This window comes from Enterobacter sp. PGRG2, assembly GCF_030291195.1.
Lineage (GTDB): Bacteria > Pseudomonadota > Gammaproteobacteria > Enterobacterales > Enterobacteriaceae > Enterobacter_D.
In genome coordinates, this window is record NZ_CP127837.1 from 2,994,882 (window position 1) to 3,021,407 (window position 26,526).

At 57.8% G+C, this 26,526-nt stretch carries 25 protein-coding genes; 15 read left to right on the forward strand and 10 right to left on the reverse strand.

Features of this window, described 5'->3' with window-relative positions:
- The first annotated feature begins 18 nt into the window (after positions 1 to 18).
- Entirely contained in the window at positions 19 to 873 is an 855-nt protein-coding gene (locus QRD42_RS13290; protein ID WP_321987322.1) for an aldo/keto reductase, read from the forward strand.
- Between the two features lie 33 nt (positions 874 to 906).
- On the opposite strand, the gene QRD42_RS13295 is transcribed toward QRD42_RS13290, so the two are convergent.
- Together QRD42_RS13295 and gapA are read right to left on the reverse strand one after the other, a co-directional pair.
- Positions 907 to 1,791: a D-hexose-6-phosphate mutarotase gene (locus QRD42_RS13295; protein ID WP_321988764.1), complete on the reverse strand. Its 885-nt coding sequence runs from the start codon at positions 1,789 to 1,791 to the stop codon at positions 907 to 909.
- Positions 1,792 to 1,874: 83 nt separating this feature from the next.
- Positions 1,875 to 2,870 carry a glyceraldehyde-3-phosphate dehydrogenase gene (gene gapA / locus QRD42_RS13300; protein WP_072568225.1) on the reverse strand — a complete coding sequence of 332 codons (996 nt, stop codon included), beginning with the start codon at positions 2,868 to 2,870 and terminating at the stop codon, positions 1,875 to 1,877.
- A gap of 341 nt (positions 2,871 to 3,211) precedes the next feature.
- Between gapA and msrB the strand changes: the two genes are divergently transcribed.
- Together msrB and QRD42_RS13310 are read left to right on the forward strand one after the other, a co-directional pair.
- Positions 3,212 to 3,625 (forward strand): peptide-methionine (R)-S-oxide reductase MsrB, encoded by a 414-nt coding sequence (gene msrB / locus QRD42_RS13305; RefSeq protein ID WP_318364656.1) that lies wholly within the window; start codon positions 3,212 to 3,214, stop codon positions 3,623 to 3,625.
- A gap of 42 nt (positions 3,626 to 3,667) precedes the next feature.
- The gene (locus tag QRD42_RS13310; protein ID WP_072569434.1) at positions 3,668 to 3,946 is read left to right on the forward strand and encodes a YeaC family protein; all 279 of its coding nucleotides are present in this window, start codon (positions 3,668 to 3,670) and stop codon (positions 3,944 to 3,946) included.
- A 50-nt stretch (positions 3,947 to 3,996) separates the two neighbouring features.
- Here the strand turns inward: QRD42_RS13310 and QRD42_RS13315 are convergent, their stop codons facing one another.
- The 4 genes from QRD42_RS13315 to sppA all read right to left on the reverse strand — a co-directional run bounded on the left by QRD42_RS13315 (position 3,997) and on the right by sppA (position 8,991).
- The gene (locus tag QRD42_RS13315; protein ID WP_321987323.1) at positions 3,997 to 5,250 is read right to left on the reverse strand and encodes a glycoside hydrolase family 18 protein; all 1,254 of its coding nucleotides are present in this window, start codon (positions 5,248 to 5,250) and stop codon (positions 3,997 to 3,999) included.
- Between the two features lie 166 nt (positions 5,251 to 5,416).
- Positions 5,417 to 6,055, reverse strand: a complete 639-nt coding sequence (gene pncA / locus QRD42_RS13320) for a bifunctional nicotinamidase/pyrazinamidase (protein ID WP_321987324.1) — start codon at positions 6,053 to 6,055, stop codon at positions 5,417 to 5,419.
- A 10-nt stretch (positions 6,056 to 6,065) separates the two neighbouring features.
- Positions 6,066 to 7,082 carry an asparaginase gene (gene ansA, locus QRD42_RS13325; protein WP_318364682.1) on the reverse strand — a complete coding sequence of 339 codons (1,017 nt, stop codon included), beginning with the start codon at positions 7,080 to 7,082 and terminating at the stop codon, positions 6,066 to 6,068.
- A 55-nt stretch (positions 7,083 to 7,137) separates the two neighbouring features.
- On the reverse strand, positions 7,138 to 8,991 hold the full coding sequence (gene sppA / locus QRD42_RS13330; RefSeq protein ID WP_318376680.1) for a signal peptide peptidase SppA: 1,854 nt from the start codon (positions 8,989 to 8,991) through the stop codon (positions 7,138 to 7,140).
- Between the two features lie 163 nt (positions 8,992 to 9,154).
- Between sppA and QRD42_RS13335 the strand changes: the two genes are divergently transcribed.
- Positions 9,155 to 9,706 carry an NAD(P)H nitroreductase gene (locus tag QRD42_RS13335; protein ID WP_321987325.1) on the forward strand — a complete coding sequence of 184 codons (552 nt, stop codon included), beginning with the start codon at positions 9,155 to 9,157 and terminating at the stop codon, positions 9,704 to 9,706.
- A gap of 40 nt (positions 9,707 to 9,746) precedes the next feature.
- Here the strand turns inward: QRD42_RS13335 and QRD42_RS13340 are convergent, their stop codons facing one another.
- Entirely contained in the window at positions 9,747 to 10,652 is a 906-nt protein-coding gene (locus QRD42_RS13340; protein WP_321987326.1) for a LysR family transcriptional regulator, read from the reverse strand.
- Positions 10,653 to 10,758: 106 nt separating this feature from the next.
- Here QRD42_RS13340 and QRD42_RS13345 point away from each other — a divergent pair, with 106 nt between their 5' ends.
- The 3 genes from QRD42_RS13345 (at position 10,759) to QRD42_RS13355 (ending at position 14,557) form a co-directional block, all read left to right on the forward strand.
- Entirely contained in the window at positions 10,759 to 11,427 is a 669-nt protein-coding gene (locus QRD42_RS13345; protein WP_321988765.1) for a tetratricopeptide repeat protein, read from the forward strand.
- A 147-nt stretch (positions 11,428 to 11,574) separates the two neighbouring features.
- Positions 11,575 to 12,618 (forward strand): selenide, water dikinase SelD, encoded by a 1,044-nt coding sequence (gene selD, locus QRD42_RS13350; protein WP_321987327.1) that lies wholly within the window; start codon positions 11,575 to 11,577, stop codon positions 12,616 to 12,618.
- Between the two features lie 4 nt (positions 12,619 to 12,622).
- Positions 12,623 to 14,557: a DNA topoisomerase III gene (locus QRD42_RS13355; RefSeq protein ID WP_321987328.1), complete on the forward strand. Its 1,935-nt coding sequence runs from the start codon at positions 12,623 to 12,625 to the stop codon at positions 14,555 to 14,557.
- A 161-nt stretch (positions 14,558 to 14,718) separates the two neighbouring features.
- Here the strand turns inward: QRD42_RS13355 and gdhA are convergent, their stop codons facing one another.
- Positions 14,719 to 16,062, reverse strand: coding sequence for an NADP-specific glutamate dehydrogenase (gene gdhA, locus QRD42_RS13360; RefSeq protein WP_072568234.1), 1,344 nt, complete (start codon positions 16,060 to 16,062; stop codon positions 14,719 to 14,721).
- Between the two features lie 236 nt (positions 16,063 to 16,298).
- Between gdhA and QRD42_RS13365 the strand changes: the two genes are divergently transcribed.
- Positions 16,299 to 16,583 (forward strand): DUF1496 domain-containing protein, encoded by a 285-nt coding sequence (locus QRD42_RS13365; protein WP_072568235.1) that lies wholly within the window; start codon positions 16,299 to 16,301, stop codon positions 16,581 to 16,583.
- Positions 16,584 to 16,586: 3 nt separating this feature from the next.
- Here QRD42_RS13365 and xthA read toward each other — a convergent pair whose 3' ends face one another.
- Positions 16,587 to 17,393 carry an exodeoxyribonuclease III gene (gene xthA / locus QRD42_RS13370; protein ID WP_321987329.1) on the reverse strand — a complete coding sequence of 269 codons (807 nt, stop codon included), beginning with the start codon at positions 17,391 to 17,393 and terminating at the stop codon, positions 16,587 to 16,589.
- Positions 17,394 to 17,838: 445 nt separating this feature from the next.
- On the opposite strand from xthA, the gene QRD42_RS13375 reads away from it, so the two are divergent.
- From QRD42_RS13375 to ves, 7 genes are all read left to right on the forward strand, one after another.
- Complete coding sequence (locus QRD42_RS13375; RefSeq protein ID WP_318374347.1) at positions 17,839 to 19,059, forward strand: aspartate aminotransferase family protein; 1,221 nt, start codon at positions 17,839 to 17,841, stop codon at positions 19,057 to 19,059.
- A complete protein-coding gene (astA, locus tag QRD42_RS13380) occupies positions 19,056 to 20,090 on the forward strand; it encodes an arginine N-succinyltransferase (RefSeq protein WP_318376688.1) in 1,035 nt (344 codons plus the stop codon). Before QRD42_RS13375 ends, astA begins: the two co-directional genes overlap by 4 nt.
- Entirely contained in the window at positions 20,087 to 21,565 is a 1,479-nt protein-coding gene (gene astD, locus QRD42_RS13385) for a succinylglutamate-semialdehyde dehydrogenase (protein WP_321987331.1), read from the forward strand. The genes astA and astD overlap by 4 nt, the downstream gene beginning before the upstream one ends.
- Positions 21,562 to 22,887, forward strand: a complete 1,326-nt coding sequence (gene astB / locus QRD42_RS13390; protein WP_321987332.1) for an N-succinylarginine dihydrolase — start codon at positions 21,562 to 21,564, stop codon at positions 22,885 to 22,887. Before astD ends, astB begins: the two co-directional genes overlap by 4 nt.
- Before the next feature lie 9 nt (positions 22,888 to 22,896).
- Entirely contained in the window at positions 22,897 to 23,865 is a 969-nt protein-coding gene (gene astE, locus QRD42_RS13395; protein WP_321987333.1) for a succinylglutamate desuccinylase, read from the forward strand.
- A gap of 333 nt (positions 23,866 to 24,198) precedes the next feature.
- Complete coding sequence (gene spy, locus QRD42_RS13400) at positions 24,199 to 24,681, forward strand: ATP-independent periplasmic protein-refolding chaperone Spy (protein ID WP_072568242.1); 483 nt, start codon at positions 24,199 to 24,201, stop codon at positions 24,679 to 24,681.
- Between the two features lie 305 nt (positions 24,682 to 24,986).
- Positions 24,987 to 25,544, forward strand: a complete 558-nt coding sequence (gene ves / locus QRD42_RS13405) for an environmental stress-induced protein Ves (RefSeq protein WP_072568243.1) — start codon at positions 24,987 to 24,989, stop codon at positions 25,542 to 25,544.
- A gap of 28 nt (positions 25,545 to 25,572) precedes the next feature.
- On the opposite strand, the gene cho is transcribed toward ves, so the two are convergent.
- A complete protein-coding gene (gene cho / locus QRD42_RS13410) occupies positions 25,573 to 26,448 on the reverse strand; it encodes an excinuclease Cho (RefSeq protein ID WP_321987334.1) in 876 nt (291 codons plus the stop codon).
- Positions 26,449 to 26,526 lie beyond the last annotated feature (78 nt).

Genomic DNA, 26,526 nt, shown 5'->3' on the forward strand with positions numbered 1-26,526 from the left:
CACTCACAGGAGACGAGCATGAGCGATAAAACCGTGATGTTTGAGCGCGAACTGGCCCTGCCAGCCATCGGGCAGGGCACCTGGTATATGGGGGAGGACGCCAGCCAGCGGCAAAAAGAGATCGCCGCATTGCGTGCAGGCATTGACGCTGGCCTGACGCTTATCGACACCGCCGAAATGTATGCCGATGGCGGCGCGGAGGAGGTGGTCGGCGAGGCGCTTCAGGGCTTGCGGGAGCAGGTATTTCTGGTCTCGAAAGTCTATCCCTGGAACGCCGGAGGGCAAAAAGCCATTGCCGCCTGCGAAGCCAGCCTGCGCCGTCTGCAAACCGATTATCTCGATCTCTATCTGCTGCACTGGCGCGGCAATTATTCCTTTGCGGAAACGGTCGAGGCGATGGAAAGGCTGATCCGCGAGGGCAAAATTCGTCGCTGGGGCGTTTCAAATCTCGATTATGACGATATGCAGGAACTGTGGAGCGTGACGGGCGGTCAGGCCTGCGCCACTAATCAGGTGCTCTATCACCTGGGATCGCGCGGCATTGAATTTGACCTGCTGCCCTGGTGTCGGCAACAGCAGATGCCGGTGATGGCCTATTGTCCGCTGGCCCAGGCCGGGCGGCTGCGTGATGACCTGTTCAACAGTCGCGCCGTACAGGAGGTTGCCCATGCGTATCAGGCCACGCCCGCACAGGTTTTACTGGCGTGGGCGATCCGCGAGCAGGGGGTGATGGCCATACCGAAAGCCTCCAGCGTGGACCATGTGAAAGAGAATGCCGCTGCGCTGGCGCTGAACTTATCCGCCGAAGCCATTGCCCTGCTGGACAAGGCATTTCCGGCACCGGGGCGCAAAACGCCGCTCGACGTGGTGTAATTTTTCCCCTCTCGCAGGGAGAGGGGAGATGTCTTAGCGTTTAACCACGCGAATGGTCTGCGCCAGGCGGGACGGTTTTTCTTCCGTGGCTTTCTGGGCTTTAGTGGCGCAGGCAGTTTCCACGCATACAAAAGTCTTATAGCCGTCGTCCGGCATATCGCCCATGCTGGCTGAGAGCGCCGGGCCAGGGTTCCAGCCAACCACGTTACAGTGATGATGGTGGATCACTTCAATGGTGCGGTTCAGCGCGCCGTCGTTGATGATGCTGCACGCTTCCGGATTCAGGTAGACGCGATCGGTACGGTCCGGGAAGGTTTGCACGCCGTCAGTCAGCACGTCTTCTTTCGCGCCGTTCACTTTATCAATAAAGCGATCGCCGAGGCCGCTGACTTTCACCGCGCTGATGTCGCCAACGTTGAAATAGGTATGCAGGGCAGAGAAGGTTTCGAATTCGCCGTGGGCTTCCAGCTCGATTTCACAGATTTTGCCGAGCTTAAAGCGGGCATAGAGGGTGAAGTCATGCGGCCAGTACTGACGGGTGGCATCGCTGCTTTGCAGTTCAAAAGTCAGCACCACGCCGTTATCGTCTTCGTTATGGGCTTTCAGCGTCCACGGCAGGTTACGGGCGAAACCGTGTGCCGGCAGGCCTTCCTGCGCCGCCGGGCCAAACCACGGCCAGCAGATGGGTACGCCGCCGCGCAGCGCCACGCCATTTTTAAACGGCGTAGTATCGCTCAGCCACAGTACTTCTTCAGCGCCAGCGGGTTTCCAGGAGAGCAGATGCGCGCCCTGCAGGGCAAAGGAGGCTTTCACCTGCGGGTGATCGACAACAATGAGGTCCAGATCGTCCAGCACGCGGCGGGAAAGGGCGGTGGTGAACTGGTCAACGACCGGAAGAGCAAAAATTTTAGTAATCATCATGATATTCCTCAATCCTCTGTCTTCAATGCAAAAAAAAGAGCGACCGAAGTCGCTCTTTTGGATCAGATTCTCATCACAACTTATTTGGAGATGTGAGCGATCAGGTCCAGAACTTTGTTGGAGTAGCCAGTTTCGTTGTCGTACCAGGAAACCAGTTTCACGAAGTTGTCGTTCAGTGCGATACCTGCTTTAGCATCGAACACGGAAGTGCATACTTCGCCGTTGAAGTCGGTAGAAACAACGTCGTCTTCGGTGTAACCCAGAACGCCTTTCATTTCGCCTTCAGAAGCGGCTTTGATGGCTTTCTTGATTTCTTCGTAAGAGGCTGCTTTTTCCAGACGAACGGTCAGGTCAACAACAGATACGTTCGGAGTCGGAACGCGGAACGCCATACCAGTCAGTTTGCCGTTCAGTTCCGGCAGTACTTTACCTACAGCTTTAGCTGCGCCGGTAGAGGACGGGATGATGTTCTGTGCTGCGCCGCGGCCGCCGCGCCAGTCTTTGTGAGACGGGCCGTCAACGGTTTTCTGAGTAGCGGTGGTCGCGTGAACGGTGGTCATCAGACCTTCAACGATACCGAAGTTGTCGTTGATAACTTTTGCCAGCGGAGCCAGGCAGTTGGTGGTGCAGGATGCGTTAGAAACGATGTCCTGGCCTTCGTATTTGTCAAAGTTAGCACCACGAACGAACATCGGGGTGTTGTCTTTGGAAGGACCAGTCAGAACCACTTTTTTCGCGCCAGCGGTGATGTGCTTACGAGCAGTTTCGTCGGTCAGGAAGATACCGGTAGCTTCAGCAACAACGTCAACGCCGATTTCGCCCCATTTCAGGTTAGCCGGGTCTTTTTCAGCGGTAACACGGATGGTTTTGCCGTTAACAACCAGGTGGCCGTCTTTGACTTCAACGGTGCCGTTGAAACGACCGTGAGTTGAGTCATATTTCAGCATGTACGCCATGTACTCAGCGTCCAGGAGATCGTTGATGCCAACGATTTCGATGTCAGAACGTTCCTGCGCAGCACGGAAAACAATGCGACCGATACGGCCAAAACCGTTGATACCTACTTTGATAGTCATATATTCCACCAGCTATTTGTTAGTGAATAAAAGGTTGGCTGTAAAATTACAAAAACCTTACGCAGCGTCAAGCGGAATCGTGTCAATCATTGCGACAAATCAATCCTGTGCACAACCTTTGCGCGACTGAGTCGCCTCACTTTTCCAATGGGCTGCTACCCACATGGGGCCGCCGGCTGGAATTTTAAAGGCCATGCAAGATAAATATGTGAATCAGATCACAATTACCTGGCTGCGATTTCGCAACGTCTAAGTTTAGAACAAAAGTCGACGCCTGCCTGTTAATGTTTTGTTAGAATCAAAGAAAAGATGTGAATGTACTCAACGCGAGAAGTAAGCATATGGCTAATGAACCCTCTCAGGACGACCTGAAAAAAAACCTCACTGAAATGCAGTTCTATGTCACGCAAAACCATGGCACAGAACCGCCTTTCACCGGTCGTCTGCTGCACAACAAACGCGATGGCGTATACCACTGTTTAATCTGCGATGCGCCGCTATTTAACGCCCAGAGCAAATACGATTCCGGCTGCGGCTGGCCGAGCTTTTATGAACCGGTCAGCGATGAGGCCATCAAATACCTGAATGACTACTCCCACGGTATGCAGCGCACCGAGATCCGCTGTGGCAATTGCGATGCGCATCTGGGACATGTTTTCCCGGACGGCCCGCAGCCAACCGGCGAGCGTTTTTGCGTGAATTCAGCCTCCCTGAGCTTCACCGATGACGACAGCGGCGAGCAGATCAAGGGTTAAAGAATCGATTCAGCAAATTATTCCATGCGGAGACAAGAAATCGTGAATGTGGATGAGCTTGTTAACAGTTTAACGCCGGAAGTGTACCAGCGTCTGGTCACGGCGGTTGAGCTGGGCAAATGGCCCGACGGCGTGGCGCTGACCCCGGAGCAAAAAGAGAACAGCCTGCAACTGGTGATGCTCTGGCAGGCGCGCCATAACACCGACGCCCAGCATATGACCATCGATACCAATGGTCAGATGGTGATGAAAAGTAAGCAGCAGCTGAAAGAAGAGTTTGGCATTACGCCGAAGTCCATTGCCACCCTGAAAGTGAATTAACAACTCTTTGTAACAGGCCGGGAAGCGCGCTTACCCGGCCTTTCGATGTTTTATGGTTTACTGGCCAGTGATTCAGCCAGCTGTTTCGCTAACTGGTTCTTATCATCCGCGCCATATTCCCAGAACATTGCCCCGGCCAGTCCTTTTTTCTTTATGTAATCCGCCTTGATCGCCACTGAGCGCGGATTTTCATAACTCAGCGCAAAGAGCGCTTTCCCCTCTGCGGATTTCACCGAAAGCCAGGGCACTTTCGCCTCCTCATCCCAGTGTTCCGTAAAACGCTTCTGCGGATCGTTGAGCAGCATTTTTACAATATCGTTGTATTTTACGTAGGTATCTTTTTTAAGATTGAATCCCAGGGCGTTGAAAAGCGCCACTTCCCGTTCGCCAAAGTAAGGCTGTGTAACGGGATTTTTCTGCGCGTCAGGTTTGCTCCAGTCGATGCCAGGCTCAACGGCGCGCTTCGGCACGCGTCCATAAAATCCAATGCCCAGATTCATTTGCCGCGCCTTCACGCCTGCCGCCAGATAGTTATTGACCACAAAATCAACGCTGTATTTATCCGCGGCGGCAACGGTCGGCCAGGCCGTGGAGTCATACAGATTGGCATTAAAATACTGGGTGCCGTAGGCCATGTCATAGGTCATCAGATTGATGTAATCCAGCAACGGCGCAACGGTTTTCATATCCACCCAGCTTTTCGGGCTTTCGGCGTTTGCGCCCACCGCAATAGTAACCAGTTTTTTATCGCCAAAAGCCTCCCGGAGTTCTTTGAGTAAGGTGGTGAAATTATCCCGATCGGCAGGCTGGCTGGCGACCAGTCCCCAGGCGCCGTTGACCGGATACTCCCAGTCGAGATCGATACCATCCAGACCATAACGGGCGACGATATCCTGCGCTGAACGGATGAATACCGCGCGGGATTGCGGCGTAGCGGCGACAGCGGAAAAGCCGCGCGCTCCCCAGCCGCCGACAGATAACAGCACTTTCAGCTCAGGGTTTTGCTTGCGCAGGGTAGGAATCAACGCCAGATCGGCGGCGACTTTCGGGGAAAGCCAAATCTGGTGCAGCTTAGTGGCATCCTTCAGCGCGTCGTTGGTTTCCCCGGTTTCATCGTTATAGATCAGACCGAACGAGTAATTAAGATGCGTGATCTGGCGAACATCCAGGGTGTTGATATCCCCGCCAGGCCCGGCGGTAACATCTCCACCGCCGTTAAAATAACCGACCGACATTAGAGAACTGGCGGAGGCGAGCGGGGCGCAGAGCAGGGGGAAGGCTGCCAGCAAAGGCAATAGTTTCATGGTGGTTCCTCTTTGACAAAAAAATAAAGCCAGGCAAAAGCATGGCGAAAAAACAACCCGCATAGCCTGGCATAGTCGTTGCGCTGATACTGCGAAGAACTTCACTTTATGTCGTTGAAGGGGAACAAAAAGAACGGGTATTGATGATCAATACCCGCGTGGATCGTTAAGCGTGGGTTTCCACCCAGTCTGCCAGCGTATAGAGCGTCGCGCCCGCCGCTGCCATCTCCATAAACGCATGCGCGCTGTCCTGGGCATGGAGATTCACGCCGCGGCAGCCATCGGTAATGACATCCACGCCGTAGCCCAGCGTCAGCGCGTCCAGCACGGTGAACTTCACGCAGTAATCCGTTGCCAGACCCAGCACGATCAGCTCGTTAACGTCATGATGACGCAGCCATTCATCAAGCTGCGTTTTCTGTCGGTGGCCGTTGTCAAAGAAAGCGCTGTAGCTGTCAATCGCCGGATTTTCGCCTTTATGAAACAGCGCATCGATGGCCTTCGCATTTAACAGCGGATGCAGCGCCGCCCCTTCGGTGTTCTGGACGCAGTGATCCGGCCAGAAGGTCTGCGGCAGCCCGTCCAGTAATCCTTCAGAATACGGCTCGACATGCTGCTGGCTGGCAAAACTGCCGTGATCCGCAGGGTGCCAGTCCTGGCTTGCCACCACCGCGTCGCCGCGCGCTTTGCACCAGTCGATCATGGCGTTCGCAATATCTACCGTACTGTCGCCTTCGGCGACCGCCAGCGCGCCACCGGCGCAAAAATCGTTCTGAATATCCACTAACAGTAATGCCCGGGCCATAGTCTGCTCCTTATTCGTCCGGCGTCAGCTCGCCGCGCAAATTGACGGCCATCGCTTTGCGGATGGCCTGCACATCCAGATCCTGACTTAACAGATAGTGCAGTTTAGTCAGCGTTGCTTCCACCGTCATATCTGCACCGCCAATCACGCCCGCGTGCGCCAGCGCATTACCCGTAGCGTAACCGCCCATATTCACTTTGCCGGACATGCACTGGGTCAGGTTGATCACCACAATGCCGCGCTCGCTGGCTGCCTGTAACTCTTTCAGAAACTCGCCGTTTTGCGGCGCGTTGCCCACGCCGTAAGAGCGCAGGATCAAGGCCTTCACTGGCTGGCGCAAGAAGTTACGCACCACGTCGGCAGAAATGCCCGGATAGATAGTGACCACGCCAATTGGCTGCGGGGTGATAGGATGCACAATCAGCTCGCCATCGCCGTGCGGCGCAGGGGGCGTGCCGAGACGGCGAATGTGGATCCCGGCTTCCAGCAGCGGTTGCAGATTAGGGGAAGCGAAGGCATCGAAGCCATCCGCATGCGCCTTGGTGGTGCGGTTGCCGCGGAACAGACGATTGTTGAAGAACAGCGTCACCTCGTTAATCGGGTAGTTCGCCGCAATGTACAGGGAATTGAGCAGGTTGATCTGCCCGTCCGAGCGCAACTCCGCCAGCGGAATTTGTGACCCTGTCACAATCACCGGCTTGCCGAGGTTTTCCAGCATAAACGACAGCGCCGAGGCGGTGAACGCCATGGTGTCGGTGCCGTGCAGAATGACAAAACCATCGTAGCGATCGTAATTCGATTTAATATCTTCCGCGATATGCTGCCAGTCCTGCGGCGTCATGTCGGAAGAGTCCATCAGCGGATGGTATTCATGAATGGTGAAGTCGGGCATCTCCTGGCGGTGAAACTCCGGCATCAGCGCCAGCTGGCGTTGCAGGTGCCCGGAAACCGGAATGTAGCCCTGCTCGGAGCGCTGCATGCCGATAGTACCGCCGGTATAGGCGACGTAAATCGATTTCTTTTGCATGGTGTTCTGTTTCATAGCCATAAAAAAATCCCCTCATGGCTGAGGGGATGGATTATCAGCGAACGTTAGCGCAGGTCAGGCAAAACGCATAGCGGTTTTGCGGATCGTTAAAGGCCGCCAGCTTATCGCTTTCCGCTTTCACTGCACCGGCGACCGGAGCCAGCGGCGCGGGCAGATAAGCCTGTAACGCCGACGGCATCGCCGCGCGGACGCTGGCGGACATGCTGGTGATCACCTGATCAAAGAAGGTCGGCTCATCCTGATAATAATCAATGTGCCACTGCTTGAGCTTCGCCAGTTCAGCCGCTTTCGCCACCGCATCATCGAAATCGCCCAGCGCGTCCACCAGCCCGTTTGCTTTCGCGTCCTGACCGGTCCAGACATGGCCCTGAGCAATCTGGTCGATCTGCTCCGGCGTCTTGTTACGCGACTGGGAAACAATCGACAGGAAGCGCTTATAGCCGCTCTCAATGCTCAGCTGGATCATCTGCTGCACTTCCGGCGGCAGGGCTTTGGTCGCCGCCACGTCCGCCAGCGGCGAGGTCGCCACGCCATCGGTGTGCACGCCCACGTAATCGAGGCTGTTTTCAAAGGTGTTGATCACCCCGAAGATGCCAATCGAGCCGGTGAGGGTGCTCGGGTTCGCCACAATGTAGTTAGCTGGCGTTGAGATCCAGTAACCGCCGGACGCCGCCATGCCGCCCATGGAGACCACCACCGGCTTACCGGCGGCTTTCGCGGCGGCAAGTTCAGCACGGATCACCTCGGAGGCGCTGACGCTTCCGCCAGGGCTGTTCACACGCAGCACGATAGCTTTCACTTTCGGATCGAGACGCGCATCGCGGATCTGCGACGCGGTGGTGTCGCCGCCGACGTTACCCGGGGTTTCTTCCCCGTCCATGATCGCGCCGTTAGCAAAGATCACCGCCACGCTGTCGCCGTTTTCGCTCGGTTTTTTCAGGGCGTAGTCGTAGTAGCTGATGGCGCTGTAGTTTTTATCAGCGTCGCTCCAGCCAAACTGTTTGCTGAGCGCTTTTTCAACTTCCGCGCTGGACGCCAGCTGATCCACCAGTTTGTTATCCAGCGCGTACTTCGCCGTATCGCCACCCACTTTGGTCAGCCCTTCCAGCATCGCCTGGGCGCCAGGGAAAATCTGCTGCGCCGGTACCTGACGGTTGGCGGCGATGGTGTTCAGGTAGTTCTGCCACAGCTCGCCGACCCAGCGGCTGTCCGCCTCGCGCGCGGCCGGGGACATATCGTCGCGGATAAACGGCTCGACGGCGGATTTATAGGTGCCGACGCGGAAAACGTGCGTGGAGACCTTCAGCTTTTCCAGCAGCGATTTGTAGTACAGCCCGTTAGTGGCAAAGCCATGCAGATCCACCACGCCCTGCGGCGACAGGAAAATCTTGTTGGCGAAGCTGGCCAGATAATACTGACCCTGGCTGAAGTTATCGCCCACGGCATAGACAGGTTTACCGCTGTCGCGGAATTCGCGCAGCGCTTTACCGATATACTGCATCGACGGCTGATCGGCACCGGCGAAGTTTTTCAGATCCATCACGATACCGGTGATATTGCGATCCTCTTTCGCCTGGCGAATGGTCTCGACAATATCAAACAGCGAGTTTTCCTGTAAGCGATCGGAGCTGGCGCCAAACAGCTGACGACCCAGCACGCCCAGCTTACTGCTGCTGGACGGCTTATCCACCACCACACCGGCGATATCCAGCAACAGCGCGCCACGGTTGCTGTGCTCGGCATTGCTGCTCTTTACCTGCATCCAGATGCCCACGCACACAACCACTAAAAAGATAAAGAAAAGGTTGAGCACCAGTTCACGGACGAAATTGAGCAATCGCCATGTCCATTTAAAAAAACCAGCAATGAAACGCCAAAGGGTTCGCATGTATTCTTCCTGTCCTGATTAACAACCCCCGCTACCCTGAGCGGAATGTGCGGTTATCCTAATTACCCGGCGGCAACTTGTCAGCAAGATCCGCCGCCGTCGCTGTAACAAAATCTCCTGTCGTGTTAATTTTATGCATAAATTTGATGACAGGAGTTAACTAATGGATGCACTTGAACTGCTCGTTAACCGTCGTAGCGCCTCCCGCCTCACCGAACCGGCCCCGGCGGGCGATCAGCTGAAAAGTATTTTACAGGCAGGTATGCGCGCCCCGGATCATGGCACGCTGCAGCCGTGGCGCTTCTTTGTCATTGAGGGAGAAGGGCGCGAGCGCTTCAGCCAGTTGCTGGAGAAAGGCGCCATTGCCGCGGGGCTGGATGAAAAGGGCATTGAAAAAGCCCGCTCCGGGCCGTTCCGCGCGCCGATGATTATTGCCGTGGTCGCCAAATGCGAAGTTCATCCTAAAGTGCCCCACTGGGAACAGCTGGTTTCCGCTGGCTGTGCGGTGATGGCGATGCAGATGGCGGCGCTGGCGCAGGGCTTTAACGGTATCTGGCGCAGCGGTCCGATGACCGACAGCCCGGTGGTGCGTGAAGCGCTGGAATGCCGTGAACAGGATCATATCGTCGGTTTTCTCTACCTCGGCACGCCGCAACTGAAGGCCTCCACCACCATCAGCCTGCCTGATACCACGCCTTTCGTGCGTTATTTCTGAACCTCGCCCGGGCGCTTCTGATCTTTGCAGAAGCGCCTGGCTAGAGAGAATAGTGCCCGCCTAACGCCTTTTTTAAGGCGTTAATAATTTGTCGCTTCCAGGGCGTCGTTGACGTGCGGTACTGAAAAAACACGTTTCCTTCCGCCTGAAACCCGTTGAGCGGCAAGGTATAAATGCCTTCACGGTCGACCAGGGCGGCAACCCAGGGAGCGGGCACCACGGCCAGCAAAGGCGCACGGCGTAACGCAGGGGCAAGCTGGCTGTAATCCTGACAGACAAATGACAGGTGACGGGATAAACCTGCCCGGGCAAGCTGTCTGTCCAGCTCATTGGCTGCCTGCGGCCAGGGGTGGCAATAGAAGTGCTCAAACTGGTCCAGCTCGCTGAACTCAACGCTGGTTTTTTCCCTGAACTGTTGCCGCAGCGGCGCGCCATAGGCGACCACCAGCCGTGCGCTGCCGATCCGTTCGTAATGCAGGGCACTGGAGCCTTTTTGATGATCGCCCACGGCAATCAGCAAATCGATTTTCTTCGCAATTAACTCCTCACGCCACTCACGGCGCTCAAAAGCATGGCACTCAATAACGGCTTTCGCCTGATGCCCCCGGTGCGCCAGTTCTGGGGTAAGCAGCACATTTAACGCTGGCGGCAACACCAGGCTAAACCGACGATCTTCACCGGTTTCACTGCCGAACAGTTCTTCATTTAGCGAAACGAAAAGCGGCGCGAGCCTGTCCTGAATATTTCTGGCAAAGGGCGTGGGAACCTGCTGATTGCCTTCACGGCGAAACAGCGGATCCTGTAGCGCTTCCCGCAGCCTGGTGAGGGCATGGCTGACCGCAGACGCGCTGATCCCCAGCTTTTGCGCCGTCAGGCTGGTGGAGCCTGTCATCAGCATGACATGCAGAATTTTAAGAAGATTAAGATCGAATTGAAGGATATTCATTAAGTGGCAGCGCGATTGCACAAAACTAAAAAGGCGCTCAGTATACTCCGCCTCCTTTGCTAAAGGAGAAAATATGAATCGCTCTGCCATGCTTTTAACCTGCCTGATGACCATAAGCACCCCCGCGGTATTCGCCGCGCTGGATCCCATTCCCCCGGGCAGTCAATACCGCGACATGGCGGAGAAAGGCGATAAATACGCGCAGTATTTTCTTGCGGATACCTGGTTTAGCGCAGGGGATATGAAGCAGGCGCAGCGCTGGGCGGAAAAAGCCGCCGCCGCCGGGCTGCCGGATGCCTGGGCGCTGCTGGCAAACATCAGCTTACAGCATTCCGGTAAGGCGCTTTTACAGGCGAAACGATACGCCGAAAAAGCCGCCCTCGCGGGCAGTGAAGCGGGAAAAGTGATCCTTGCGCGGATTTTACTTCACCGTTCTGCGGAGCAAAAAGCGTGCGCGCGGGCGCTGAGTCTGCTGGAGCAGGCTGCCGGCAATATGCACGATGACGCGGCGGTGGATGCGCAAATGTGGCTGGGTTTACTTTATGCGGGCGGAATATGCGTTAAAGAAGATCATGCAACGGCAGCGTACTGGTTAAAACGCAGTTCGGCATTGTCCCGTACCGGCTACGCCGAATACTGGACGGGCATGCTGTTTGCGCAAGGGGAAAGCGGCATTGTGAAAAAAGATCCCGCGCGGGCATCCTACTGGTTCGCCAGCAGTTGTCGCGAGGGATTTGACAGCGGATGTGAAAAAGTGCCTGCGATAAGACCCTGAATAGTCTTAAAAATAAGTGTGCTCGCCGCCGGAATAACAGTCTGACGCAGGGTGCCGGTGTTTATGTCATAACAGAAGGCGGATGCACAGTAGCGGCTTGCCCGATTGAGCGCTACCATAGCCGGATTGCAATGACAGGAGATGTCCATGAGCGAGCAAGCTATTCGTTTAACGCAGTACAGTCACGGCGCGGGATGCGGCTGTAAGATTTCCCCGAAGGTGCTGGAAACCATCCTGCACAGCGATCGGGCGAAGTTTATCGATCCGAATCTGCTGGTCGGCAACGAAACCCGTGATGACGCCGCGGTTTACGATCTGGGCAACGGCACCAGCGTGATCAGCACTACCGACTTCTTTATGCCGATTGTCGACAACCCGTTCGACTTTGGACGCATCGCCGCGACCAACGCCATCAGCGACATTTTCGCCATGGGCGGCAAGCCGATTATGGCCATCGCCATTTTAGGCTGGCCGATAAACACCCTGGCCCCGGAGATCGCCCGTGATGTAATTGAGGGCGGGCGTTTTGCCTGCCAGCAGGCGGGCATTGCCCTGGCGGGCGGTCACTCCATCGACGCGCCGGAGCCGATTTTCGGCCTCGCCGTCACCGGCATCGTGCCAACGGAGCGCGTCAAGAAAAACAGCACCGCGAAGGCGGGCTGCAAACTCTATCTCACCAAGCCGCTGGGCATTGGCGTGCTGGCCACCGCCGAGAAAAAATCCCTGCTTAAACCAGAGCATGTCGGGCTGGCGACGGAAGTGATGTGCCGCATGAACCTCGCTGGCGCCGGATTTGCCAGTATTGACGGCGTCAAAGCCATGACCGATGTCACCGGCTTCGGGCTGCTCGGCCACCTGAGCGAAATGTGCCAGGGCGCAGGCGTGCAGGCGCAGATTCGCTATCAGGATGTGCCGAAGCTGCCGGGTGTGGAAGAGTATATTGCCCGGGGCGCGGTGCCGGGCGGTACCGGGCGTAATTTCGCCAGCTACGGGCATCTGATGGGCGACATGCCGCAGGCCTGGCGCGATCTGTTGTGCGATCCGCAAACCTCCGGCGGTTTACTGCTGGCGGTCACCCCGGACGCTGAAAGCCAGGTACAGGCGACCGCCGCCGAATACGGCATCACCCTGACCGCCATCGGCGAGCTGGTTGAAGCCCGCGCGGGCCGTCCTATGATTGAGATCCGTTAAGTCAATGCGGTTGTTTATTGCCGAAAAACCCAGTCTGGGCCGCGCCATTGCGGATGTGCTGCCAAAGCCGCACCGCAAGGGCGACGGCTACATTGAGTGCGGAAATGATCAGGTGGTGACCTGGTGTATCGGTCACCTGCTGGAGCAGGCGCAGCCGGATGCCTATGACAGCCGTTATGCCCGCTGGAATCTCTCTGACTTGCCGATAGTGCCGGAAAAGTGGCAGTTGCAACCACGCGCCTCGGTGACAAAACAAATCAATGTCATCAAGCGGTTGCTGGCACAGGCCAGCGAAGTGATCCACGCCGGTGACCCGGATCGCGAAGGGCAACTGCTGGTGGATGAGGTGCTCAACTATCTGGATCTGCCTGCGGAAAAGCGCCGCAACGTGCAGCGCTGCCTGATCAACGATCTTAACCCGCAGGCGGTGGAACGGGCCATTAACCGGCTGCGTGCCAACAGCGAATTTATCCCCTTAAGCTCGTCGGCGCTGGCCCGCTCCCGCGCCGACTGGCTGTACGGCATCAACATGACCCGCGCCTACACGCTGCTGGGGCAGAGCGCCGGTTATCAGGGGGTGCTGTCGGTGGGACGTGTACAGACGCCGGTGCTCGGGCTGGTGGTGCGCCGTGACGAAGAGATCGAAAACTTCGTGGCGAAAGACTTTTTCGAGGTGAAGGCGCATATCGTCACGCCTAAGGAAGAGCGTTTTACCGCTACCTGGCAGCCAAGCGAAGCCTGCGAGCCGTACCAGGATGAAGAAGGGCGGCTGCTGCACCGCAGCCTGGCCGATCATGTCGTAAAACGTATTACCGGCCAGCCCGCGCTGGTCACCAGCTATAACGACAAACGGGAGTCCGAGCCTGCGCCGCTGCCGTTCTCGCTCTCCACCCTGCAGATTGAAGCGGCGAAGCGCTTTGGCCTCAGCGCGCAGAACGTGCTGGATATCTGCCAGAAGCTGTATGAAACCCATAAACTGATCACCTATCCGCGCTCTGACAGCCGCTACCTGCCGGAAGAGCATTTTGCCGGGCGTCAGGCGGTGATCAACGCCATCAGCGTACACAGCCCGTCGCTGCTGCCGCAACCGGCGGTCAATACCGATATCCGTAACCGCTGCTGGGATGATAAAAAAGTCGATGCACACCACGCCATTATCCCGACGGCGCGCAGCAGTAAGGTGAACCTCACGGATAACGAAGAGAAGATCTACAGCCTGGTGGCGCGTCAGTACCTGATGCAGTTCTGCCCGGACGCGGTCTTCCGCAAATGCACCATCGAACTCGACATCGCCAACGGTAAATTTATCGCCAAAGCGCGTTTTCTGGCGGAAGCGGGCTGGCGCGCCTTGCTGGGCAATAAAGAGCGCGACGAAGAGAATGACGGCACCCCGCTGCCGGTGGTCGCTAAAGACGATGAACTGCTGTGCGAGAAGGGCGAAGTGGTGGAGCGGCAGACTCAGCCGCCACGGCATTTCACCGACGCCACGTTGCTGTCGGCGATGACCGGTATTGCGCGCTTTGTGCAGGATAAAGATCTGAAGAAGATCCTGCGCGCCACTGACGGGCTGGGCACCGAAGCCACCCGCGCGGGGATCATCGAGCTGCTGTTCAAGCGCGGTTTCCTGGTGAAAAAAGGGCGTTATATCCACTCCAGCGACGCCGGGCGGGCGCTGATCCACTCGCTGCCGGAAATGGCGGCGCGGCCGGATATGACCGCCCACTGGGAATCGGTGCTGACGCAAATCAGCGAAAAGCAGTGCCGCTATCAGGATTTTATGCAGCCGCTGGTGGGGACGCTGTATCAGCTGATTGACCAGGCCCGCAGCACGCCGGTGCGCCAGTTCAGAGGGCTGGCGGCGCCGGGCGGGGATAAGAAGAAAAGTTTTAAAGGGCGGGGGAAGAAAAAGCCGCCCGCAAGTCCGGCTCCGGCGGCGTAGCGCCGGTCGCCCGGTAGGTTGAAATGTGCCGGGTGGCGGCTACGCCTTACCCGGCCTACATGGTAACCCCAGGCCCGGCAAGCGCAGCGCCGCCGGGCATCCGGATTCAGTCAGCATGTAAGCCCGGCAAGCGCAGCGCCGCCGGGCATCACAACCGCAAATCAGACCACGCCCTGCGCCAGCATGGCGTCGGCGATCTTCACAAATCCGGCGATATTCGCGCCGCGCACGTAGTTGGTCTGCTTGCCATCTCCGCCGTACTCCACGCAGGCGTGATGAATATCCAGCATAATATGGCGCAGACGCGCATCCACTTTTTCCGCCTTCCAGCTCAGGCGCGCGGCGTTCTGCGCCATCTCCAGCCCGGACGTCGCCACACCGCCCGCATTCGCCGCTTTACCCGGCGCGAACAGCACCCCCGCTTCGAGGAACAGATCGGTGGCTTCGATGGTGGTCGGCATATTCGCACCTTCCGCCACCGCTTTTACGCCGTTGGCGATAAGCGTGCGGGCGGCGTCGGCATCCAGCTCATTCTGGGTGGCGCACGGCAGGGCAATATCCGCCGGCACTGACCATGGCTGTTTGCCTTCCAGATATACCAGCCCGAACTCGCGGGCATAATCCGCCACGCGGCCGTCGCGGCTGGCTTTGATTTCACACAGGCGCGCCAGTTTTTCTGCGTTAAAGCCCGCTTCGTCCACGACCGTGCCGCCGGAATCAGAGGCGGTGATCACCCGCCCGCCCAGTTCCATGACTTTTTCAATGGTGTACTGCGCCACGTTGCCGGAGCCGGAGACCGCCACGCGCTGCCCTTCGAAGGCCAGACCGTGACGTTTAAGCATCGCCTCAGTGAAATAGACCAGTCCGTAGCCGGTGGCTTCCGGGCGGATCAAACTGCCGCCGAACGACAGCCCTTTGCCGGTAAATACGCAGGCGCTGTTATTGGAGAGCTTTTTCATCATACCGGCCATAAAGCCCACTTCACGACCGCCGACGCCAATATCACCGGCAGGCACATCGGTATCCGGCCCCAGGTGGCGGTACAGTTCGGTCATCAGCGACTGGCAAAAACGCATCACTTCGCCTTCGCTTTTGCCTTTCGGATCGAAATCGCTGCCGCCTTTACCGCCGCCCATCGGCAGGGTGGTAAGGGCATTTTTGAACGACTGCTCAAAGCCGAGGAATTTCAGGATCGATAAGTTCACCGACGGGTGAAAACGCATCCCGCCCTTATAAGGGCCGATGGCGGAGTTAAACTGCACGCGCCATGCACGGTTGACCTGCACCTGGTTACGATCGTCGACCCATACCACGCGGAACTGGATCACGCGTTCCGGCTCGACCAGACGTTCCAGTAACGACATCTGCCGGTAACGCGGGTTCTCTTCAATAAAGGGCCACAGCGTGGTCATGACTTCGCGAACCGCCTGGGCGAATTCTGTCTGATGGGGATCGCGTTGTTGAATACGGGTAAGGAAGGTTTCCAGAGAGCAAGACTGATCCATCGATATAACATCCTCTTATGACAGTGGGCCTGAATTTTATTGTTGGTTGTTAACGCATTGTTTGCGTTTTCGACTATAACACCGGAAAAGCGGCATCAGGCAAGCGATTAAGAAATATGCAGGGAAATTAATAATGGGCAGGAGGTCATAATAAAAAACGATGACCGTGCACGTTAAAGGTTCGGCGATCTTTTACCGTTATAGTTATTACCACCACCTAATCAGGAAAAAAAACGATGATCCGACACGCTTTATTAACCGCCAGCCTGCTGGCGCTGCTGACCGCGACGGCACAGGCAGAGGTGCGGTACAGTACCGGCGGCGTTGATGTGAACGTGCCGCCGGAAGTCTTCTCCTCCGGCGGGCAACGTCCGCAGCCCTGTAATCAGTGCTGCGTTTATCAGGATGAAAACTACTCGGAAGGGGCGGTGGTCAAAGCTGACGGCATTTTATTGCAGTGCCAGCGTGACGAACGCACGCTGAGCACCAATCCGCTGGTATGGCGTCGTGTGAAGCCCTGAGGCTTACAGATCGAAGGTCGCCCACACCGGCGCATGGTCGGACGGTTTTTCCATACCGCGGATCTCGTAATCGATCCCGGTGTCGGTGCAGCGGGTTGCCAGCGCACTGCTTGCCAGCACCAGATCGATACGCAGCCCGCGGTTATCGTCAAAGCCTTTTGAGCGGTAATCAAACCAGGAAAAACGATCCTGTGTGTCCGGATTGGCGGCGCGGAAGGTATCCACCAGCCCCCAGCCCTGCAAACGGGCCATCCACTCGCGCTCTTCCGGCAGGAACGAGCATTTACCCGCGCGCAGCCAGCGTTTGCGGCTGTCTTCGCCGATACCGATGTCCAGATCCGTCGGGCTGATGTTGACATCGCCCATCACCAGCACCGGGCTGTCTTTGCTGATTTCGTTTTCCAGATAATCCTGCAGATCCTGATAAAACTTCGCTTTCGCCGGGAATTTGGTCGGATGGTCGCGGCTTTCCCCCTGCGGGAAATAGCCGTTGATCACCGTAATATTGCCGAGGGGAGACGCTAATTCCGCCATGATAATGCGACGCTGCGCTTCTTCGTCATCGCCCGGAAAACCGCGGCGCACGGACACCGGTGTATCGCGGGTTAACAGCGCCACCCCGTAGTGACCTTTCTGACCGTGATAAAACACGTTGTAGCCCAGTTTCGCCACCTCTTCGAGAGGGAACATATCGTCATGGACCTTTGTCTCCTGTAAGCCAATCACATCAGGCTGATGCTTATCAATGATCGCTTGCAGTTGATGAGGACGGGCGCGCAGGCCGTTGATATTAAAAGAGACAAATTTCATAGTCGCTGCCACTTAGCAATAAAGAGTGCAGCGATGGTAGCAGAAAATGGCCGGCGTTACGCCCCGGCGCTGCGCTTTTCTGCGCATGGCTGCAACAGGCGTCGCCAATGGTGCTTACCATGCCCCGCTGCGGTGCATCCCGCCCTGAAAAGGGGCGCGGGGCGCGATCACCTTCCGCGTAAGATCACAATTCCAGAATTATATTTTAGCAATGCATAAAATTTCCTGCCGATCCGCCCGGCTTCGCTAATAGCGCAAAAATTATTCACTTTTTATGCAATAAAAGTGAATAGTGACAGATTGTAAGTTACTGATATTTAAAATCCTCCCCGGCGTTATGCAGTTTTATCGCTGGCTGGCACGAAGCGTGCAATCTACATTAGCAGCGCAAACACTCATAATTATTAACATATCAACAACCTTTCATTTACCGGATGAGGTCGCTATGTCCCACTCTATTACGCGTGAAAACTTTGATCACTGGATGCTGCCGGTTTATGCCCCGGCGTCTTTTATTCCGGTTCGCGGCGAGGGATCCCGGCTGTGGGATCAGGAAGGGAAAGAGTATATCGATTTTGCCGGGGGCATTGCGGTGAATGCCCTTGGTCATGCCAACCCGGCGCTGTGCCGTGCGCTCAGCGAACAGGCGGCGAAGTTCTGGCACACCGGCAATGGCTACACCAACGAACCGGCGCTGCGGCTGGCGAAGCGTCTTATCGACGCCACCTTTGCTGACCGCGTGTTCTTCTGTAACTCCGGGGCGGAAGCCAACGAAGCGGCGCTGAAGCTGGCGCGTAAATACGCCCACGACCATGCAGGCCCACAGAAAAGCGGCATCGTGGCGTTCAAAAACGCCTTCCATGGCCGCACGCTCTTTACCGTCAGCGCGGGCGGGCAGCCGGCCTATTCAAAAGATTTTGCGCCGCTACCGCCGGAAATCCGCCATGCGGAGTTTAACAATCTGGAATCGGCCCGCGAATTGATTAATGACGATACCTGCGCGGTGATCGTCGAGCCGATGCAGGGCGAGGGCGGCGTGGTACCTGCGGAAGCAGATTTCCTGAAAGGCCTGCGCGAGTTGTGCGATCGCCACCAGGCGCTGCTGATTTTTGATGAAGTGCAGACCGGCGTGGGACGTACCGGCGAGCTTTATGCCTATATGCATTACGGGGTGGAACCGGACGTGCTCACCACCGCCAAAGCGCTGGGCGGCGGCTTCCCCATCGGCGCGATGCTGACCCGCGACGCTTTTGCGGCTGTGATGGTGGTCGGCACCCACGGCACCACTTACGGCGGCAACCCGCTGGCGACGGCAGTGGCGGGTGAGGTGCTGGAAATTGTTAACACCCCGGCGACGCTGGACGGCGTGAAACAGCGCCATGAATGGTTTGTCGAACAGTTGCAGGCGATCAACACCCGCCATGCGCTGTTTCGGGAGATCCGCGGCCTCGGCCTGTTGATTGGCTGCGAGCTGACGGCGGAACATGCCGGGAAAGCCAAACTCATCTCTCAACTGGCGGCGGCAGAAGGCGTGATGGTACTGATTGCCGGTGCTAACGTGCTGCGTTTTGCGCCTGCGCTGAACATCAGCGAAGAGGAAGTGCGTCACGGCCTGGAACGCCTGGCGCGCGCCTGTGAACGTTATCTGGCAGGAGAAAGCCTATGATGGTGATCCGCCCGATTGAGCGCAGCGATCTCCCGGCCCTGATGCAGCTGGCCGGTAAAACCGGCGGCGGGCTGACGTCGCTGCCGGCGGACGAAGCCACGCTCTCCGCGCGCATTGAGCGCGCACGCAAAACCTGGCAGGACGAGTTGCCGCCGGGTGAACAGGGTTACGTGTTCGTGCTGGAAGACACCCGGAGCGGTACCGTCGCCGGGATCTGCGCGATAGAAGTAGCGGTGGGGCTAAACGATCCCTGGTACAACTACCGCGTCGGCACCCAGGTGCACGCCTCCAAAGAGCTGAACGTCTACAACGCGTTGCCGACGCTGTTTCTCAGTAACGATCACACCGGCAGCAGCGAACTCTGCACGCTGTTCCTCGACGCCGACTGGCGTAAAGAGGGCAACGGCTATCTGCTGTCGAAATCGCGCTTTCTGTTTATGGCCGCTTTCCGCGATCGCTTTAACGAAAAAGTGGTGGCGGAGATGCGCGGGGTGATCGACGAAACGGGCTACTCGCCGTTCTGGGAAAGCCTCGGCAAACGCTTTTTCTCCATGCCATTCAGCCGCGCCGATCACCTGTGCGGCACCGGACAGAAAGCCTTTATCGCCGAGCTGATGCCCAAGCATCCTATCTATACCCATTTCCTGTCTGAAGAAGCCCAGGCGGTGATCGGCGAAGTGCATCCTCACACCGCCCCCGCCCGCGCGGTACTGGAAAAAGAGGGCTTCCGCTACCGTCACTATATCGACATCTTTGACGGCGGCCCGACGCTGGAATGCGACATCGATCGGGTGCGGGCAATCCGTAAAAGCCGTCTGGTGGAGGTGGCCGAAGGGCAGCCCGCGCCGGGCGAGTGGCCCGCCTGTCTGGTGGCTAACGAAAAGTACCAGCAATTCCGCGCCATGCTGGTGAATGCCGATCCCGATACCGAACGTCTGCTGCTGAGCGCCGCCCAGATGGACGCCCTGAAATGTCGCGCCGGGGAAAAGGTTCGCCTGGTCCGCCTGTGCGCAGAGGAGAAAACACAATGAATCTTTGGATAAATGGCGACTGGATCAGCGGTCAGGGCGAACAACGGGAAAAAACCGATCCGCTCACCCGTGAGACACTCTGGCAGGGGCGTGACGCCGACGCCGCGCAGGTGGCCGAGGCCGCACGCGCCGCACGCGCCGCGTTTCCGGCGTGGGCGCGTCAGTCCTTCAGCGCACGACAGGAGATTGTCGAGAGATTCGCCGCGCTGCTGGATGCGAACAAAGCCAGCCTGACGACGGTGATCGCCCGGGAAACCGGCAAACCGCGCTGGGAAGCCGCCACCGAAATTACCGCCATGATCAACAAAATCGGCATCTCGGTGAAGGCGTATCACACCCGCACTGGCGAGCAGCACACCGCCATGCCGGACGGCGCCGCCACGCTGCGCCACCGTCCTCACGGCGTGCTGGCAGTATTCGGCCCCTACAACTTCCCCGGCCATCTGCCGAACGGGCATATCGTTCCGGCGTTGCTGGCCGGGAATACGGTGATCTTCAAACCCAGCGAGCTGACGCCCTGGAGCGGCGAAGCGGTGGTGAAACTGTGGCAGGAGGCGGGGCTGCCGCCGGGCGTGCTGAACCTGGTGCAGGGCGGGCGCGACACCGGCCAGGCGTTGAGCCAGCTTGCCGATCTGGACGGTCTGCTGTTTACCGGCAGCGCCAGCACCGGTTTTCATCTGCATCGTCAGCTTGGCGGCCAGCCGGAGAAGATCCTTGCGCTGGAGATGGGTGGCAATAATCCGCTGATTGTTGAAGATATTGATGATGTTGACGCCGCGGTACACCTCACCATTCAGTCGGCCTTTATCACCGCCGGGCAGCGCTGCACCTGTGCGCGCCGTCTGCTGGTAAAACGCGGCGCGCAGGGCGATGCCTTTCTCGCGCGGCTGGTGGAGGTTGCCGGACGCATTATGCCCGGCGCCTGGGATGCGGATCCACAGCCCTTTATCGGCGGGCTGATTTCCCCGCAGGCGGCAGAGGGCGTATATACCGCCTGGCAGGCGCAGGAAGCGCGGGGCGGCAAAACGCTGCTGGCGCCGCGGCTGATCAAACCCGGCACCTCACTGTTGACGCCGGGCATTATCGAGCTGACCGGCGTGGCTGACGTGCCGGATGAAGAGGTCTTCGGTCCGCTGCTGGGCGTGTGGCGCTATGACGAGTTTGACGAGGCCATTCAGCTTGCTAATGCCACCCGTTACGGGCTGGCCTGCGGGCTGGTCACCCCGTCACGGGAGAAATTCGACCGGCTGTTGCTGGAGGCGCGCGCCGGGATCGTCAACTGGAATAAACCGCTGACCGGTGCCGCCAGCACCGCGCCTTTTGGTGGCGTGGGCGCGTCCGGCAACCATCGCCCGAGCGCCTGGTATGCGGCAGACTACTGCGCCTGGCCGATGGCCAGCCTTGAATCTCCGGCGCTGTCGCTGCCGGAGAGCCTCAGCCCGGGGCTGGATTTTGGTCGGGAGGAGACGCGATGAAAGCGCGCGAAGTCAATTTTGACGGCCTGGTGGGGCTGACGCACCATTACGCCGGATTATCCTTTGGTAACGAGGCCTCCACTGCGCACCGTTTCCGCACTTCTGACCCGAAACTGGCGGCGAAGCAGGGGCTGCTGAAGATGAAAGCGCTGGCGGATCTGGGCTTTCCGCAGGCGGTGATCCCGCCCCACGAACGCCCGAATATTCCGGTGTTACGCCAGCTGGGGTTTACCGGCAGCGACGAGCAGGTGATCGCCAGAGCCGCCGCGCAAACCCCGGAGTTGCTGTCGGCGGCCAGTTCCGCGTCGCCAATGTGGGTGGCCAACGCCGCCACCGTCTGCCCGTCGGCAGATGCCCTTGATGGCAAAGTGCATCTGACGGTGGCGAACCTGAACAATAAATTCCACCGCAGTACCGAAGCGCCCACCACCGAAGCGCTGCTGCGCGCCATCTTCCGGGATGAAGGACGTTTCATGGTGCACGGCGCGCTGCCGCAGGTGGCGCGTTTCGGCGACGAAGGGGCGGCGAACCATAACCGCTTCAGCCAGGCGTACGGCGAGCCGGGCGTGCAGCTTTTTGTTTATGGCCGGGAAGAAAACGGCCACGCCGCGCCTGAGCGTTATCCGGCGCGGCAAACGCTGGAAGCCAGCCAGGCGGTGGCGCGTCTCAATCAGGTGGATCCGGCGCGCGTCATCTTCGCCCAGCAAAACCCGACGGTGATCGATGAAGGGGTATTCCATAATGATGTCATCGCCGTGTCGAACGGTACGCTGCTGTTCTGCCATGAGCGCGCCTTTGTGCAGCAGCGCGGGCTGATGACCCGCCTGGCGGAACAGGTGCCGGGCTTTCAGGTTATCGAAGTGCCGCAGGCGCAGGTGTCGGTCAAAGAGGCGGTCAGCAGTTATCTGTTTAACAGCCAGTTACTGAGCCGCGACGACGGCAGTATGTTGCTGGTGGTGCCGCAGGAGTGTCGCGAGCAGGCGAACGTCTGGCGTTATCTGAATGACATGCTGGCGCAGGATAATCCGGTGAACGAACTGCGGGTATTCGATCTGCGCGAAAGCATGTCCAACGGCGGCGGCCCGGCCTGTCTGCGTTTGCGGGTGGTATTAAATGAGGCCGAACAGCAGGCGGTAAATCCGGCGGTTATGATGAATGACCGGCTGTTTGCCGCGCTGAACGACTGGGTGGACCGCTATTATCGTGACCGTCTCACCCAGGCCGATCTTGCCGATCCGCAGCTGCTGCGCGAAGGCCGCGAGGCGCTGGACCGGCTGACACAGTTACTGGATCTGGGTTCGGTCTATCCCTTCCAGCAATAAGGATCGACGATGGAGAATTTTCTTGCTCTGACACTGAGCGGCCGTGCGCCGGAAAACCCGTGGGGGCAAAACGACCAGCTCCGCTGGCACTGGCGGGCAGAGGGGATCCTTGAACTGGTCCCCCATCAGCCTACGGATAAATCGCTGGTGCTGTCGGCGGGCATTCACGGCAACGAAACCGCGCCGGTGGAGATGCTGGACAAACTGCTGACGGGGCTGATGCAGGGCGCTACGCCGCTGCGCTGGCGGATGCTGGTGATCCTCGGCAACCCGCCCGCGCTGCGGGCCGGAAAACGCTATCTGCACAGCGATCTGAACCGCATGTTCGGCGGGCGCTGGCAGCAGTTTGCCCACAGTGTGGAAACCGTGCGGGCGCTACAGCTGGAGCAGGCGATCAGCCGCTTTTATGCCGCGCAGCCCGGCGACCTGCGCTGGCATCTGGATCTGCACACGGCTATTCGCGGCTCGCACCATCTGCGCTTTGGCGTACTGCCGCAGCGCGACACGCCATGGGACGAGGATTTTCTGCGCTGGCTGGGTCATGCCGGGCTGGAAGCGCTGGTGTTTCACCAGTCGCCGGGCGGCACCTTTACCCACTACAGCTGCGAACGCTTTGGCGCGCTGGCCTGTACGCTGGAACTGGGCAAGGCGCTGCCCTTTGGCGAAAACGATCTGCGGCAGTTCGCCGTCACGCTTGACGCCATCGCAGCGTTATCAGCGGATAAACCGGCTGCGGGCAGTGATGTCGCGCCGCTGCGCTATCGGGTCGTTCAGCAACTCACCCGCCACAGCGCTGCTTTCCGGCTGCATATGTCCGGCGAGACGCTTAACTTCACGCCTTTTGCTGCCGGGACGTTGCTGGCGGAAGACGGCGAAACGCGTTATGTGGCGCAGGCCGCGACGGAATACGTGCTGTTTCCCAATCCACAGGTAGCCCTGGGGCTACGCGCCGGGCTGATGCTGGAGCGGCTGCCCTGATGCGCTGGCGATTATTTTTATCGGGATTAACGCTTTCCTGAAAAATATAAAAACCGATGATGTCAGGCGATACGGAATTATCTGACATCATTGCTTTATTATTATACGGCGCTCAGGTATCATTCTTCATAATCTCTTTCAAATCAGCATCCTGTATAATTTCTGTTGCAACTCTCCACGCTTTATCCTTATTTTCTTCATAATTGGCGATAATTTGTTTTTTACGCTTTCAATGCTTTACTGTTGCTCTGATTATTTGACGAAAAAGACCGTAAAGTGAATCTCGTCAACACGGCAATACGCCGCAAGAATAACTGAAAGAAGGAATACATTATGCGTAAATTGACCGCTCTGTTTGTTGCCTCTACCCTGGCGATGGGTGCTGCTAACCTGGCCCACGCCGCTGATACCACCGCTGCGCCGGCAGACAGCAAGCCGATGATGCACCATAAAGGCAAGCCGGGTATGCATCATGACATGATGTTTAAAGATCTGAACCTGACCGACGCGCAGAAACAGCAGGTGCGTGACATCATGAAAAGCCAGCGCGACCAGATGAAGCGTCCGACCGTGGAAGAACGCCGCGCCACGCACGACATCATCGCCAGCGATACCTTCGATAAAGCCAAAGCCGAAGCGCAGATTGCGAAGATGGAAGAGCAGCACAAAGCCCGTATGCTGGCGCACATGGAAACCCAGAATAAGATTTACAATATCTTAACCCCGGAACAGAAAAAGCAGTTTAATGCCAATTTTGAGAAGCGTCTGACAGAACGTCCGGCGCCGGAAGGTAAAATGCCTGAATCCGCTGAATAACATAGCGCCCCTTATTAAGACCGCCGGACTTGTCCATAAACGCCTTCAGGCTGTGGGCAAGCCCGGCGGTTTTTTCTTTTCTTCCCTCTTTGACCCCCGCCTGCGACAGGGTATGCTCTGATACCTTATTACGCGAAACTACCTTTTTATCAGGCTGTTAAAAAAATTCTTCCAGGATGCAGCGTCATTGCTAAGGCATTACCTGTCCGCTGCCGATAACTTGGTGGCAAGGTAAACAGATTATAACAATGTGGTGCGGCTTTCCGGCTGCGCAGGCGCGCGTGATGCGCCCTTCAGGAGTGGTGATGGAATATTTTGATATCCGCAAAATGGCGGTGAATCTGTGGCGCAACGGGGCGGGCGAAACACGAGAGATTTGTTGTTTTCCGGAAGCCACGCGGGATTTCCACTGGCGCGCCAGCATTGCGTCTCTTGCCGCTAACGGCGAGTTTCCGCAGTTTCAGGGGGTGGATCGCGTGATCACGCTGATCGAAGGCGGGGAAGTGACCCTCGACGGGGGAAATGCCTTTTGCCACACCCTGAAACGGCTGCAACCTTTCTCTTTTTCAGGTGAGCAGCCGATCAAGGTACAGCTGAACGACGGGCAGATGTCGATGGATTTCAATATCATGACCCGCCGCGATCGCTGCCAGGCGAAAGTGCGCATCGCCGATCGCACCTTCACCACCTTCGGCTCGCGCGGCGGGGTGGTATTCGTACTCAGCGGCGCGTGGCAACTGGGGGATAAGCTGCTGACCGCGGATCAGGGGGCCAGCTGGCAGGAAGGTAGCCATACCCTGCGCTTACTGAAAGCGGAAGGGCAGCTGCTGTTCAGCGAAATCACCTGGCTGCCGGGGCATTAAACCTGCGTACCGGCAGACGCCTGCCGGTTCAGGGGGCGGTAAAGGGCAGCTCGTGAATATCCATGATCCCCGCCATTAGCGGCTTGCAGAGAATTTTATAGCCATCCTGATCGAAACCGGCAGGCGTTTTCAGCAGTGACGACGCCTCGTCCAGGGAATTGACCGAGCCCAGCCAGAACCAGTTGTGAATAATATGATACTGGGTCATTTCACCGCTGCTTTCCCGCAGCGCCACCGGGCCACGCCACGGCCAGCACACCAGCTGCATGCGGGTCATGGCGTCACGCAGACGCTGATGATGCGCTTCAACGCTCTCTTTCCCGCAACAGGCGCCCGCGCAGCGATTCAGCGCCGAACGGAAACAGGCGCGACCGCGACTGAGGGACTCCAGCCCGAGCAGGCCGTAGCAGAGTTTGTGCTCATCGGCGATGGATTGCAGCATTTGCAGCGCGGCGTGTCGATTGGCAAACAGCCCGTACAGCCCCTGCTGCGAAGAAAAATCCACCTCTTTGGCGTAGATCACTTCTGGCTTGTCGCTGTCAAAGCGCAGGGAACAGAGCTGACGGTTGCGGCGCAGGCGTTTATTAAACAGCGGCTGCTGTTCTTTAATCAGCCTGGCTTCCAGTAATAACGCGCCTATCTCCCCGGCGGTGAGGATCCAGGTGATACGCCGCGACTGGCGCAGCATGGAGGCTTCGTCCGGGGTGCGCAAATGCGACAATACGCGGCTGCGAATATTGATGCTCTTGCCGATATACAGCGGCATGGTGTCGCTGTCGCCATGAAAGAAATAGACGCCGGGATGCTTAGGCAATGCCTCCAGCCACGGGCGCAGATGTTCGGGATATTCATAAATGGCCGCCGCTTCAAAATGCAGGCGCGGGGCTGATTGACGCCTTACCACACATAGACTCCTGATACTGTTTACTTATCCAGTGTAGCAGGCAAATCGTGGCGAAAAAAGAGGCGGCTTGCGCCGCCT